The 13,660-nt window shown below is 62.3% G+C and carries 11 protein-coding genes, 2 tRNA genes and 1 pseudogene; 4 read left to right on the top strand and 10 right to left on the bottom strand.

Features of this window, described 5'->3' with window-relative positions:
- The 4 genes and pseudogenes from AC1D1X_RS04445 to rpsB form a co-directional block, all read right to left on the bottom strand.
- Positions 1-119 (bottom strand): annotated as a pseudogene (locus AC1D1X_RS04445) (ribosome recycling factor); the annotation flags it as partial.
- Positions 120-171: 52 nt separating this feature from the next.
- Positions 172-882 (bottom strand): UMP kinase, encoded by a 711-nt coding sequence (pyrH, locus tag AC1D1X_RS04450; RefSeq protein ID WP_036838012.1) that lies wholly within the window; start codon positions 880-882, stop codon positions 172-174.
- A gap of 61 nt (positions 883-943) precedes the next feature.
- Positions 944-1,858, bottom strand: coding sequence for a translation elongation factor Ts (tsf, locus tag AC1D1X_RS04455; protein ID WP_457280557.1), 915 nt, complete (start codon positions 1,856-1,858; stop codon positions 944-946).
- A 127-nt stretch (positions 1,859-1,985) separates the two neighbouring features.
- The gene (gene rpsB / locus AC1D1X_RS04460) at positions 1,986-2,738 is read right to left on the bottom strand and encodes a 30S ribosomal protein S2 (RefSeq protein ID WP_457280556.1); all 753 of its coding nucleotides are present in this window, start codon (positions 2,736-2,738) and stop codon (positions 1,986-1,988) included.
- Between the two features lie 162 nt (positions 2,739-2,900).
- Between rpsB and AC1D1X_RS04465 the strand changes: the two genes are divergently transcribed.
- From AC1D1X_RS04465 to AC1D1X_RS04475, 3 genes are all read left to right on the top strand, one after another.
- The gene (locus AC1D1X_RS04465) at positions 2,901-4,247 is read left to right on the top strand and encodes an amidase (RefSeq protein WP_477669249.1); all 1,347 of its coding nucleotides are present in this window, start codon (positions 2,901-2,903) and stop codon (positions 4,245-4,247) included.
- 121 nt (positions 4,248-4,368) lie between these two features.
- Positions 4,369-5,628 carry a D-amino acid dehydrogenase gene (locus tag AC1D1X_RS04470; protein WP_477669248.1) on the top strand — a complete coding sequence of 420 codons (1,260 nt, stop codon included), beginning with the start codon at positions 4,369-4,371 and terminating at the stop codon, positions 5,626-5,628.
- A gap of 71 nt (positions 5,629-5,699) precedes the next feature.
- Entirely contained in the window at positions 5,700-7,229 is a 1,530-nt protein-coding gene (locus AC1D1X_RS04475; RefSeq protein ID WP_477669247.1) for an NAD(P)H-hydrate dehydratase, read from the top strand.
- Positions 7,230-7,249: 20 nt separating this feature from the next.
- On the opposite strand, the gene AC1D1X_RS04480 is transcribed toward AC1D1X_RS04475, so the two are convergent.
- Both AC1D1X_RS04480 and rnr read right to left on the bottom strand, forming a co-directional pair.
- Positions 7,250-7,819 (bottom strand): YggT family protein, encoded by a 570-nt coding sequence (locus tag AC1D1X_RS04480; protein WP_477669246.1) that lies wholly within the window; start codon positions 7,817-7,819, stop codon positions 7,250-7,252.
- A 75-nt stretch (positions 7,820-7,894) separates the two neighbouring features.
- Positions 7,895-10,216, bottom strand: coding sequence for a ribonuclease R (gene rnr / locus AC1D1X_RS04485; protein ID WP_477669245.1), 2,322 nt, complete (start codon positions 10,214-10,216; stop codon positions 7,895-7,897).
- 167 nt (positions 10,217-10,383) lie between these two features.
- Between rnr and AC1D1X_RS04490 the strand changes: the two genes are divergently transcribed.
- Positions 10,384-10,468 (top strand) — tRNA-Leu (locus tag AC1D1X_RS04490).
- A 131-nt stretch (positions 10,469-10,599) separates the two neighbouring features.
- Here the strand turns inward: AC1D1X_RS04490 and rimO are convergent.
- The 4 genes from rimO to AC1D1X_RS04510 all read right to left on the bottom strand — a co-directional run.
- On the bottom strand, positions 10,600-12,009 hold the full coding sequence (gene rimO, locus AC1D1X_RS04495) for a 30S ribosomal protein S12 methylthiotransferase RimO (protein ID WP_477697890.1): 1,410 nt from the start codon (positions 12,007-12,009) through the stop codon (positions 10,600-10,602).
- 178 nt (positions 12,010-12,187) lie between these two features.
- A complete protein-coding gene (gene phaR, locus AC1D1X_RS04500; RefSeq protein WP_477649198.1) occupies positions 12,188-12,679 on the bottom strand; it encodes a polyhydroxyalkanoate synthesis repressor PhaR in 492 nt (163 codons plus the stop codon).
- Positions 12,680-12,952: 273 nt separating this feature from the next.
- A tRNA-Val gene (locus AC1D1X_RS04505) sits at positions 12,953-13,029 on the bottom strand.
- A 90-nt stretch (positions 13,030-13,119) separates the two neighbouring features.
- A partial coding sequence (locus AC1D1X_RS04510) for an ACT domain-containing protein (protein WP_477697891.1) occupies positions 13,120-13,660 on the bottom strand: 541 nt, incomplete at its 5' end.

Below are 13,660 nucleotides of genomic sequence, written 5' to 3' on the forward strand. Positions count from 1 at the left end.
GTATCAAGCAAACCGGGGTTGGCGCGGCCCGTGCGGATCTTGGTCAGGCCATTTTTGAACGAGTCAATAGACTGCTGCATCTTTTGCTCTGCCTGCTGCTTGACTTCAACAATGCTCATGGTCGAATCTCCGGATTTTTATAGCGAAAAAGAACAAGCTGGGACAGGAGGCTCAGACGTGAACCAGGGTTCCCTCGTCCTCGCCCTGCACGACGCGCTTGAGCGCACCATGCTTGAAAATACTGAACACCTTGATGGGGAGTTTCTGGTCGCGACACAACGCAAAAGCGGTGGCGTCCATGACCTCCAGGTTTTTACCCATGGCTTCATCGAAGGTGATGTTGGTGTAGCGCGTGGCTTTCGGGTCTTTCTTGGGGTCCGCAGTGTACACACCGTCGACCTTGGTGGCCTTCAGCACGATCTCGGCGCCGATCTCCGCGCCGCGCAATGCGGCTGCCGTGTCGGTGGTGAAGAACGGGTTGCCGGTGCCGGCCGCGAAGATGACGACCTTGCCCTCTTCGAGGTACTGCAGGGCTTTGGGGCGAACATAAGGCTCAACCACGCGCTCAATGCCGATGGCCGACATCACGCGAGCGATCAACCCGGCCTTGTCCATGGTGTCGCCCAAGGCCAGGGCGTTCATCACAGTAGCCAGCATGCCCATGTAGTCGGCAGTGGCGCGGTCCATGCCGACGGAACCGCCGGCCACACCGCGGAAGATATTGCCGCCGCCAATCACGACCGCCACTTCGACACCCATACGGGTGACTTCGGCAATCTCTTCCACCATGCGCACGATGGTCGCACGGTTGATGCCAAAGGCATCATCCCCCATCAAGGCCTCACCTGACAGTTTTAACAAGATTCGCTTGTAGGCTGGCATGTGAGAGCTTTCTTTGTTGGGTTGTCTGAAGTTTAGCGGCCTTCCGGCTGGACTGAAATGCTCAAGCAGCTTTGGCTGCGGCGACCTGGGCGGCGACTTCGGCAGCGAAATCGTCCACCTTTTTCTCAATGCCTTCACCCACGACATACAGCGTGAAAGACTTGATCGTCGTCGCTTTTTCCTTGAGCATCTGCTCGACGGTCTGCTTGTCGTTCTTGACGAAAGTCTGGTTGTACAGGCTGACTTCCTTCAGGTACTTCTGCACGCCACCTTCGATACGCTTTGCAACAATTTCAGCGGACTGGACGGCCTTGCCTTCGGCTTGTGCCTTGGCGGCATCTTCAGCGGCTTTGGCTGCAGCCACCGAGCGCTCCTTGGCGACCAGTTCGGCAGGCACTTCAGCGCTGGACAGGGACACGGGCTTCATCGCGGCCACGTGCATGGCGACATCCTTGGCGGCGGCTTCGTCGCCTTCAAACTCCACGACCACACCGATGCGCGTGCCGTGCAGGTAAGAGGCCAGCTTGCTGCCCGAGAAACGCTTGAAGCGGCGCACGCTCATGTTTTCGCCGATCTTGCCGATCAGGCCCTTGCGCACGTCTTCGACCGTCGGGCCAAAGCCGTCAAGCGATAAAGGCATGGCGCCCACGGCTTCCACGTCGGCCGGGTTGTTCTTGACAATCCCTTCGACCACTGCCTTGGTGAAGGCCAGGAAGCTGTCGTTCTTGGTCACGAAGTCGGTTTCGCAATTGATTTCCACCAGCGCGCCCACATCGCCTTCGCGGTGCGCAGCTACAACGCCTTCGGCGGTGACGCGGGAAGCGGCCTTGCCGGCCTTGCTGCCGAGCTTGACGCGCAGGATTTCTTCGGCTTTTTCGAAGTTGCCTTCAGCTTCGGTCAGTGCTTTCTTGCACTCCATCATGGGGGCGTCGGTCTTGGCGCGCAGTTCAGCGACCATGCTTGCAGTAATTGCCATCTTTGATTCTCCGTTTTGTCGTTTTTGACACGCTGGAAGCGATCAATTCGCATCCAGCTTTTCGTTAGGTTGTGAAAAAGGGGCTACGCGAGCCCCTTTTTCGCGTCTGGCGCAGAGCCGAAAACTATCAGGCGGCTGCGTTTTCCACTTCCACGAACTCATCCGAGCTCTCAGCCGAAACCGCCTTGACGACGTCGTTCACGGCATTGGCGCGGCCTTCGATGATCGCGTCGGCGATACCGCGGGCGTACAGGGCGACAGCTTTGGAGGAGTCGTCGTTGCCGGGAATCACGTAGTCGATGCCGATAGGCGAGTGATTGGAGTCAACCACGCCGATCAGTGGAATGCCGAGCTTCTTGGCTTCCAGGATCGCGATTTTGTGGAAGCCCACGTCGATCACGAAAATGGCGTCCGGCAGGGCGTTCATGTCCTGAATGCCGCCGATGTCTTTTTCAAGCTTTTCGATTTCGCGCTTGAAGGTGAGCTGTTCTTTTTTGCTGATGGAATCAAGGCCGGCTTCCTGCTGGGCCTTCATTTCCTTCAGGCGCTTGATGGAAGTCTTGACCGTCTTGAAGTTGGTCAGCATGCCGCCCAGCCAGCGCTGGTCAACATAGGGAACACCGGCGCGTTTGGCTTCGGTGGCGACGATGTCGCGAGCCTGGCGCTTGGTGCCTACCATCAGGATGGTGCCGCGGTTGGCAGACAGCTGCTTCGCGAACTTCATCGCTTCCTGGTACATCGGAAGCGATTTTTCCAGGTTGATGATGTGAATACGGTTGCGATGGCCGAAGATGTACGGGGCCATCTTGGGGTCCCAGAAGCGGGTTTGGTGTCCGAAATGAACGCCTGCTTCCAGCATTTCGCGCATAGTGGTCGACATAGGAATACTCCAAAAGGTTGTGTCTAAAATCAGCGCTTATCGTCCCGTTGGCCTCTTTCGAGATTTCCGGGGCAACACCTTGAGTGGCTGATTTGCGATTTGCCTTGCAAACAACAAAATCGTCATTTGCAAAGCCTGTCGAGTATAACACCCTCCCGCCCCATGAGCCAGATGCCCCCTTCAGGCGACCTCCATGCCACTCGCCAGGCCATGACGGCCGGCCAGACCTCTCCCCGGCAGGTTATCGAACAGGCCCTGGCCACGGCCCAAAGTGACGCCTGCCGCCACGTTTTCATGCCGGGGAGCCCGCAAAACCACGCCGGAATGGCGGAAAACCCCGTTGCGGACGCTGCAGGCCTTCCACTTACCGGCATTCCGGTGTCGGTCAAGGACCTGTTCGACGTGGCCGGCCAGACCACCGCAGCCGGATCCACCGTGCTGGCAGGCGCCGCGCCTGCCGCAGAAGATTGCCCCGCCGTGGCACGTCTGCGTGTTGCCGGCGCCACGTTCATGGGGCGCACCAACATGGTCGAGTTCGCCTTCTCCGGCGTCGGCATCAATCCGCACTACGGAACCCCCGTCAACCCGGCCGACCCGAAGGTGGCACGTATTCCCGGGGGTTCGTCCTCCGGTGCGGCGGTCTCGGTAACCACGGGCGCAGCCCTGGTCGGGCTCGGCTCCGACACCGGCGGATCGATCCGCATCCCGGCGGCGCTTTGCGGCATCGTCGGCTTCAAAAGCACTGCGCGCCTGGTGCCCACGGAGGGCGCCCTTCCCCTGTCCACCAGCCTGGACACCGTTTGCGCCCTCACCCGTTCGGTGCGCGACGCGGTCACCGTGCATGAGGTTCTGGCGGCACGCAAGGTCCAACTGACCGGCAAGCCGCTCGCCTCCTGCCGCCTGGCCGTCGCCCGCACCGTGATGCAGGACCTCCTGGACAACACCGTCGCCGAAGCGTTTGGGCGCAGCCTGCGAATCCTTCGCCAGGCGGGTGCGCACATCGAGGAAATCGGCCTGGAGGAGATCGGCGAGCTGGCCGCCATCAATGCCACCGGCGGCCTCTCGGCGGCGGAAAGCTACGCCTGGCACCGCACGCTGATCGCCAGACACCAGGCCGAATACGACCCGCGCGTGGCCTTGCGCATCCTGCGCGGCGCCGGCATGAGTGCGGCCGACTACATCGACCTGCTGGCCGCCCGCAAGGCCTGGATGGGCCGCATGGAAACACGCCTGCAAGGCTTTGACGCCGTGCTCTCGCCCACCGTCCCCATCGTCGCGCCGCCGATCGCCGGTTTGCTGGATGACGATGCCGAATTTTTCCGCGTCAACGGCCTGCTGCTGCGCAATACCTCCGTGGTGAACATGCTCGATGGTTGCGCCATTTCCCTGCCCTGCCACACGCCCGGCCAATTGCCCGTGGGCCTGATGCTCTGGCATGCGGCGTTGCATGACGACGCGGTGCTGGACCTGGCCCTGCAGGTGGAGACCGCCCTGTCGAATTCGCTATAAAAACGATAGCTTCTCGCGCTCATTCCCATTGGCTTAAAAGCCTTTTTCTTATAAAAATGTACAAAAACATCTCCCCAGCCCCGCGCCCCGTGCCTGCCCCACATGACCGCGGGAGCCTCGCATGAGGGTTGCCGTCATTGGTGCCGGCATCATCGGCATCACCACCGCTTACGAGCTGGCCCTGGACGGCCACGAGGTCACCGTCTTTGAACGCCGCGGTGCGGCGGCCGAGGAGACCAGCTTTGCCAACGCCGGCCTGGTGGCGCCCGGGTATGTCACGCCCTGGGCCGCGCCGGGCATGCCGGGCAAGGTCATCAGCCACCTGTTCAACCGCCACGCGCCGGTCAAGCTCGGCCTGCCCCTGTCGGGCCGCGACCTGGCCTGGATGTGGAAGTGGTTCCGCGCCTGCAAGCTCGAAACCTACCTGGCCAACCGCGCACGTATGCAGCGCCTGGCTTTCTACAGCCGCGAAAGGCTGCACTACCTGACCGCCGAACTGGAGCTTGAGTACGACGGCAGCCCCGGCTACATGGTGCTGCTGCGCTCTGAAAAAGACAGCAAGCTGGTGCAGCCGGGCCTGGCCGTGCTGCGCGACGCCGGCGTGGTGTTCAGGGAAATCGGACCCGACGAGGTGCGCAAGATCGAGCCGGCACTGAGCCCTGACACCGACTTCCTGGGCGCCGTGCACCTGCCGAACGACGAGGTGGCCAATTGCCGCCAGTTTGCCCTGCTGCTGAAGAACGAAGCCCAGCGCATCGGCGTGAATTTTGAGTTCAATACGGCTGTAGCCCAATTGGAACTTGCGCAACCCGCTAGTATTTTGATAGCAGGCGAGGCCAGCCCCCGCAGCTACGACCGGGTGGTCATGTGCGCCGGCCTGGCCTCCGCGGAGCTCCTGAGGCCGCTGGGCCTGAAGATTCCCATGGCAGCGGTTTACGGATACTCCATCAGCGCGCCGATCCGCGAACCGCTGAACGCACCGCGCAGCGCACTGATGGACGAGCGCTACAAGGTCGCAATTTCCCGCCTGGGCAACCGCGTGCGTGTGGCAGGCAGCGCCGAAATCGGCGGCACGCTTGAAAGCAAACGGGCATCGTCCATCCAGACGCTGTACAAGGTGCTGCACGACTGGTTCCCGGGTGCGGCTCAGCTCTCCAATACCGGCGCCAGCGTGCAGGAATGGAAAGGCGCCCGTCCCATGCTGCCCGATGGGCCGCCCATCATCGGCGACAGCGGCATTCCCGGCCTCTGGCTCAACCTGGGGCATGGCTCCAGCGGCTGGGCTCTCAGCTGCGGCAGCGCGCGGGTGCTGGCCGACCTGATGGCCGGCAAAACCGCCGACATCGACATGGAAGGCCTGGGCGTGGCCCGCCTGGGCTGAAACCACCCCGCGTTTATGCCCAAAGCCCGGCCTGCCGGGCTTTTTGCTTTGCGGGGACGCACAATCAGGCCATGCGAAAAATTTCCAGCGCCCGCAGCGAGCCGCTTCACAGCGTGGCGGCGACGCGCGAACTTGAACGGCGTGCCGCCGCCGGGCTTGCGCCCCACACGCTGATGCAGCGGGCCGGCCTCTCGGTGGCACGCCTGGCGCTGGCCCTGGCGCCGCATGCGCAGCGCATCTGGATCGCCTGTGGGCCCGGCAACAACGGCGGCGACGGTTTTGAGGCCGCCATGCATCTGCACCAATGGGGCAAAAATGTCACCGTAACCTGGACCGGTTTGCCGGCCGGAAAAACCAGCCTGCCGCCCGACGCCCATGCCTCGCGCGAGCGCGCCATCGCCGCGGGCGTGCCCATGGCGGCGCAACCGCCCGATGATTTTGATTTCTGCATCGATGCCCTGTTGGGCATAGGCGGCGCGCTGGCCCCCGACCGCCCAGGCACGGCCTTGATGCTGGAGTGGCTGGCGCGAATGCAAGCCGGCAGTGCGCCGCGGCTGGCGGTAGACATACCGACCGGCCTGGATGCGGACACCGGATCTGCTACACATTTGATAGCTGCTTGCGCCCATTCACCGGACGCTACAGCCATTTTTACCTTAAGCCTTTTAACCTTGAAGCCGGGGCTGTTCACCGCCGGCGGCCGGGATTGGGCGGGCCAGGTCTGGTTTGACGATCTCGGCGTCCGCGAAACGCAGGAGGCAACCCCAAGCCAGACCGACGCCTGGTTGCTGGGCGCCGACCATGCCGGCCAGCCGCCCCGTTCAGGCAACGCGCATGCCAGCCACAAAGGCAGCTTTGGCGACGTGGCCGTGCTCGGGGGAGAGTCCACCGCCCACAGCCACATGGCGGGCGCCGCGCTGCTGGCGGCGCGTGCCGCCCTGCATGCCGGTGCCGGCCGGGTATTTGTGGCGTTGCTCGGCAGCCCGGCCATCGCGGTCGATCCGCAACAACCCGAACTGATGTTCCGCACGCCCGAGGCGCTGGACTTCGCGCAGCAGGTGGTGGTGTGCGGCTGCGGCGGCGGCGAGGCCGTCAAGGCCGTGCTGGCCAGGGTGCTGTCGACTGCCAGGCGGCTGGTGCTGGATGCCGATGCACTCAATGCCATTGCAGGGGACACGCAGTTCCAGGCGCAGCTCATTGCACGTCACGGCCGCGGCTACCGCACGGTGCTGACGCCACACCCACTGGAAGCTGCCCGGCTGGCCGCCACCACAGCGGCCGCGGTTCAATCCGACCGGCTGGCATCGGCCCGGCAGCTTGCCGAACAGTTTCAGTGTGTGGTGGTGCTCAAGGGTTCGGGAACGGTGATCGCGGCGCCGGGCCACAGCAGCGCCATCAACAGCACCGGCAACGCCCTGCTGGCCACGGCCGGCACCGGCGACGTGCTGGCGGGCATGGTGGGCGCACGGATGGCGGCCGGGCTGGATGCCTTCGACGCGGCCTGCAGCGCCGTATGGGCACATGGCCGTCTGGCCGACGAATGGACGGCCCCGGCCCTGACAGCCTCGGAACTGGCCCATGCACAAGGCGGCAGCAACTGACAGACGCGCCGACGAGGGCCTTACACCAGGATCATCAGGGCGATTTGGATCAGGACGATGAGCACCAGCGCGGACAAATCCACGCCGCCCACCGTGGGGATCACGCGGCGCAGGGGTGCCAGCAGGGGCTCGGTCAGGCGCCCCAGCAAACCATACGCGGGTGAGCCAGGCTGCACCCACGACAGGATGGCAAAACCGAGCACCAGGATGAACAGGGTTTGCAGCGCCACGCGGATCAGCATCTTCAGCGCAAAGGACAGCAGCGTCAGCAAGGCAACAGGCGCAGCCTCAGCAGTCCACAGGGTGCCCCCCGTCAGCAGGCCAAACAACAGGCCCCACAGCAACGCATAGGCCAGCGCCAGCAACACGGCCGCCAATACGCTGGCCCAGTCCACCCGGGACTGCATCACTGGCCTGGGCAGCACGCGGCGCAAGGGCTTGACCAGCCAGTCGGTCACGGCCATCACAAAATGGCCGGGCTGGGCCGTCATGTTGACCCGGACCCAGTTCATCCAGGCCCGCAGCAAGGCCGCTGCAATCAACAGGAAGAACAGCGTTTCAAGCAGGAAGGCCAATACGCGCATCAGCATGGGCAGAGTGCCTTATGCGTACGGCGCGCAGATAAAGAAAAAATGTTGTGCGGAAATTTCATGGTGTCCCGGCGCCTAACGGCGCGGCTTCTTGCCCTGCTTGCGGCCCGGAGGGTTGCCTGCCGCTTTCTTGACAGCCGCCTTGAGAGCCTGAATGGGCGATTTGGGCGTCCTTTCGCTGCTGCTGGCGCTGCGGCTGGCTGTGCTGCCGCCGCGGCTGCCTGAGCGCGACTCCGAGCGCTTTCCGGTGCTCTTGCTGCCCGCCTTGCCGGTTCGGGGCTCCGCCGCGTGGCGCGAGGCGCCGCGTTCCTGCGCCGGCAATTCCGCCGCATGGCCGCCTGTCTTGTCTTTCATGGCGCGCCCGACCAGGTCCTGGCCCTCGTTCACCAGGCGAAAGTCGATCTTGCGGCCGTCCAGGTCGACCCGGCTGACCTGCACCCTCACCCGCGTGCCGATGGCATAACGGATGCCGGTGCGCTCGCCGCGCAGTTCCTGGCGGGCTTCGTCAAAGCGGAAGTATTCTCCGCCCAGCTCGGTGATGTGCACCAGGCCTTCGACGTACATCGCGTCCAGCGTGACAAAGATGCCAAAGCCCGTGGCCGCCGTGACGACGCCACCGAATTCCTCACCAAGATGTTCGCGCATGTATTTGCACTTGAGCCAGGCTTCCACGTCGCGGCTGGCCTCGTCGGCGCGGCGTTCGTTGGCGCTGCAGTGCAGGCCGGCGGCCTGCCAGGCGAGTTCGTCGGCGCTGGCTTTTTTAGGTTTTTGCGTCGGCTCCTTGACACGTGAAGCCAGCCGTTTGGACAGCTTGGCCTCGGCCTCACCCGGCGTGGGCAGGGTCGGCAACTGGTACTTGGCCTTGTTCAGCACCGCCTTGATGACGCGATGCACCAGCAAGTCGGGGTAGCGCCGGATCGGGCTGGTGAAGTGCGTGTAAGCCTCGTAGGCCAGGCCGAAGTGGCCGCTGTTCATCGGCGTATAGATCGCCTGCTGCATGGAACGCAGCAGCATCGAGTGGATTTGCTGTGCGTCCGGGCGGTCCTTGGTGGCCAGCGCGATCTTCTGGAATTCGCCGGGCGCCGGGTCATCGGTGATGGTCATGCCGATGCCGGCCGCCTTCAGGTAGTTGCGCAGCATCTCCTTCTTCTCGGGCGTCGGGCCTTCGTGCACGCGGTACAGGCCCACGTGCTTGCTTTGCGAGATGAAGTCCGCCGAGCAGACGTTGGCCGCCAGCATGGCTTCTTCAATCAGCCTGTGCGCCACATTGCGGGTGCGGGGCACGATTTTTTCAATCCGGCCCGCTTCGTCGCAAACAATCTGGGTCTCGGTGGTTTCAAAATCCACCGCGCCGCGTTCGCCGCGCTCCTTGAGCAGCGCCTGGTACACGTCGTGCAAGTCGAGCAGGTGCGGCACCAGCGCCTTGCGCTGCGCGGCTTCAGGGCCGCGCGTGTTGGCCAGGATGGCGGCCACTTCGGTATAGGTAAAGCGCGCCTGGCTGAACATCACCGCCGGGTAAAACTGGTAGGCGTGAACCTCGCCCTTGGCATTGACCAGCATGTCGCAGACCATGCACAGGCGCTCGACATTCGGGTTGAGCGAGCAAAGGCCATTCGACAATTTTTCCGGCAACATGGGAATCACGCGGCGCGGAAAATACACGCTGGTAGCGCGGTCGTAGGCGTCAATGTCGATGGCGCTGCCGGTTTCCACATAGTGGCTCACATCGGCAATCGCCACCAGCAGGCGCCAGCCCTTGCCGCGGCCTACTTTGGCAGGCTCGCAATAAACGGCGTCGTCAAAATCGCGGGCGTCTTCGCCGTCGATGGTGACCAGCGGCACGTCCGTCAGGTCAATGCGGTGCTTTTTGTCGGCAGGCCGCACGGCGTCCGGCAAGGTACGGGCCAGGGCCAGCGCCTCGTCGCTGAACTCATGCGGCACGCCGTACTTGCGCACCGCAATTTCAATTTCCATGCCGGGGTCGTCGATCTCGCCCAACACTTCCTTGACGCGACCCACAGGCTGGCCGAAAAGCGCCGGCGGCTCGGTGAGTTGCACCACCACCACCTGGCCGGCCTTGGCCGTGCCGGTAGCGCCCTTGGGGATCAGGACATCCTGGCCGTAGCGTTTGTCTTCGGGCGCGACCAGCCAGACACCGCTTTCCTGCAGCAGGCGGCCGATGATGGGGTTCGAGGATCGCTCAAGGATTTCCGTGACGCGGCCTTCGGGCCGGTTTTTGCGGTCGTGCCGCACAATGCGTGCCTTGACGCGATCCTTGTGCAGCACTGCTCGCATTTCGTTGGGCGGCAGGTAAATATCCGCTTCGCCGTCATCGCGCAATACAAAACCATGGCCATCACGGTGGCCGGAAACGGTGCCCTCGAATTCAGCGAGCAAACCAGAGGAACGGGCGGACGATGCGCCGGTATTTGAATGAGTTGTTTTGATAAAAAATCTCTTTTTGTTGAGGGCTGCTGGTTTTGAGTATGCAGCCGAAATATTTCAGGAAAATTTGGGGGCTTGGCCCTGAGAAAGCATTGAAGTAATGGTACACTGCTAGCTGTGCCCGGGTGGCGGAATTGGTAGACGCGCACGGTTCAGGTCCGTGTATCGCAAGATGTGGAGATTCGAGTTCTCTCCCGGGCACCAGATACACCAAACAGCTTCTCCAGACTCTTAAACAGGTTCTGGAATAAAGCAAGATTAAAGCCACTGTGACCCAGTGGCTTTTTTTGTGGCCGGGCAGATCTTCAAGTCCGCCTTTTCACTAGCGGCCTTAATCAAACAGGTACAGCAACCAGGTCATGGCCCTGGGTTCCGACGATGCGGGCCCGGGTGAACTCGCCGACTTTCAGCGTCTTGCTGATTTTCTCCGGCGGCAGCAGCTTGACGACGCCGTCGATCTCCGGCGCATCGGCATARGAGCGCCCGGTGCCACCCTTTCGGCCTAGCGCCGGCGCCGAATCCACCAGCACCTGCATGGTTGCACCTACGCGCTGCTGCAGTTTCTGGCTGGACACCGCTTCGGCCACGGCCATGAAGCGGGCGCGCCGCTCTTCACGCAACGCCAGCGGCAGCATGCCCGGAATATCGTTGGCCGTCRCACCTTCTACTGCGCTGTAGGCAAAGCAGCCTGCGCGGTCGATTTTGGCCTCTCGCATGAAGTCCAGCAGATGGTCGAACTCTGCTTCCGTCTCGCCGGGAAAACCGGCGATGAAGGTGCTGYGAATCACAATTTCGGGGCAGATTTCGCGCCAGCGCGCAATGCGTTCAAGGTTCTTCTCGCCGCTGGCCGGCCGCTTCATGCGTTTGAGCACATCCGGATGGCTGTGCTGCAACGGTACATCCAGGTAGGGCAGAACCTTGCCGGTGGCCATCAGCGGCAGYACYTCGTCCACACTWGGGTACGGATAAACGTAATGCAARCGCACCCAGGCACCATACGGCTCGGCGATTTCACCCAGTGCCTGCACCAGTTCCAGCATACGCGTCTTGATGGGCTTGCCATCCCAGAAGCCGGTGCGGTATTTCACATCGACGCCATAGGCCGAGGTGTCCTGGCTGATCACCAGCAATTCCTTCACGCCGCCTTCAAACAGGGCGCGCGCTTCGTTGAGCACGTCGCCGATAGGCCGTGACACCAGGTCGCCGCGCATGGACGGGATGATGCAGAAGGTGCAGCGGTGATTGCAGCCTTCGCTGATCTTCAGGTAGGCGTAATGTTTGGGCGTCAGCTTGATGCCGGCAATGCCAAAGGCATTCGGCACCAGGTCCACGAAAGGRTCATGCGGCTTGGGCAGGTTCAGGTGCACCGCGTCCATCACCTCTTGCGTGGCGTGCGGGCCCGTCACCGCCAGCACACTCGGGTGCATCTGGCGCACCAGGTTGCCACCGCCCTCGCCCGCCTTGGCGCCCAGGCAGCCAGTAACGATGACCTTGCCGTTTTCGGCCAGCGCCTCGCCAATGGTGTCCAGGCTTTCCTTGACCGCGTCGTCGATGAAGCCGCAGGTGTTGACGATGACGAGATCCGCACCTTCAAAGGTCTTGGAGGTCTGGTAGCCCTCGGCGCTCAATTGCGTGAGGATCAATTCGGAATCGGTCAGCGCCTTGGGGCAGCCCAGGCTGACAAAGCCAACGCGCGGCGCGGGCTTGGTGTTCACGGAAACAGGGGGGGAAATAACTTCGCTCATGGGGTGTATTGTCTCAGGTCCCTGATTTCTATGGGCTTCTAGGGGCCGCCAGAAATTCAATTGCCGGGATACAGGGCAAGGCGCCCGGAGCGCAGGAACCGGAATGCACTTGGGTGCATGAGGATTCCGAGCACCGCGCAACGCAGCCATGTGCCCGGAAATTGGGTTTATGCGGCTCCTAGCGCTTCAGGCCAAAGGCTTGAAGCATCTGCTCGCTCTGTTTTTGCATTTGCTCCTGCATCTGCGTGAAAACGTTCTTGGATTGCTCCACATAAGTGCCCATCATGCCCTGCATCATGGGTGATTGCGCATTCATGAACTGGGCCCACATTTCGGGGCTCAACCCCTTGGACTGCTCGGCCATCTTGACCTGCAGGTCCATGAAGCTCTGCACGTTCTTCTCGAGGTAGGCGCCCATGAAGCTTTGCATCGCATTCCCGTAAAAACGGATGATGTTGGCCAGCACGGCTTCGGTAAACATCGGCGCACCGCCGGTTTCTTCTTCGAGAATGATCTGCAGCAGGATGCTGCGCGTCAGGTCTTCATTGGTCTTGGCATCGCGCACCACAAAATCAGCGCTGTCCATCACCAGCTGGCGGACTTCCGTGAGCGTGATATAGGCCGATGTCTCGGTGTCGTACAGCCGGCGATTCGGGTACTTCTTGATCACTCGTGAAGCCGCAGCCTTGCCGGCAGCCCGGCCGCTTTTGGCACCGGGAGTGCCGTCGGCAGAGGCGTCGCCCTGTAAAGGCGGCGTGCCGGATGACGGGCTGGTGGATTTGCTTTTTGGCACTGATTTCTCCTCTGAATGACGACCGGCGTCGAAACGCCGGGACTCAATACATTCTAGGAATTCTGATGTACTCAATCCCCTTGGTTTACCCTGTGTGCCAGTCCGCATTACAAAGAATGCAGAACCTGGATCAGGAACCGTCGAGGGAATTGGTAGGCGCGATTGGACTCGAACCAACGACCCCCACCATGTCAAGRYGGTGCTCTAACCAGCTGAGCTACGCGCCTAAGGACTGTTCGAAGCTCGTATTGTAGCAAAGCAAAACGGCTATCTYGCTTCGCCCCGAAAATTTGCCGAAAAAAGTCCTGCAGCCGGGTTCAACGTCTCCGCGCGGACCGCACGCCCGGCACCTCGGCCACGACGGCCAGCACCTGGTTAAGCCGGCCCGATTGCGCAACTTCAACGGTGAATGTCATCCACGCCGTGCCGCCGCGGTTGTCCTTGACCGACTGTGTCTGCACACCAATCACATTCATTTTTTCCTTGGCGAATACCTCGGAAATATCGCGCAGCAAGCCCTGCCTGTCCGCCGCCTCCACGGCCACATCCACCGGATACACCGCGCCATCCGCCGTCTTGGGTGCGTTCCATTCAACCTCAATCACGCGGTCGGGGCTGCCGCTGGCCATGTTGCGAAAATTGCTGCAGTCGCTGCGGTGGATGCTGACCCCTTTGCCCTTGGTGACGAAACCGAGAATTTCATCCGGCGGCGCCGGCTTGCAGCATTTGGCCAATTGCGTCAGCAGGGAACCCATGCCGACCACCAGCACGCCGCCGCCACTTTTGGATTTCTGATTCGGCGGACGCGCTTTTTTTGCCAGCACATAGTCGTCCTGGCTCAACATCGGTTCGGGTGGC

This window comes from Polaromonas sp. P1_G4, from assembly GCF_056405475.1.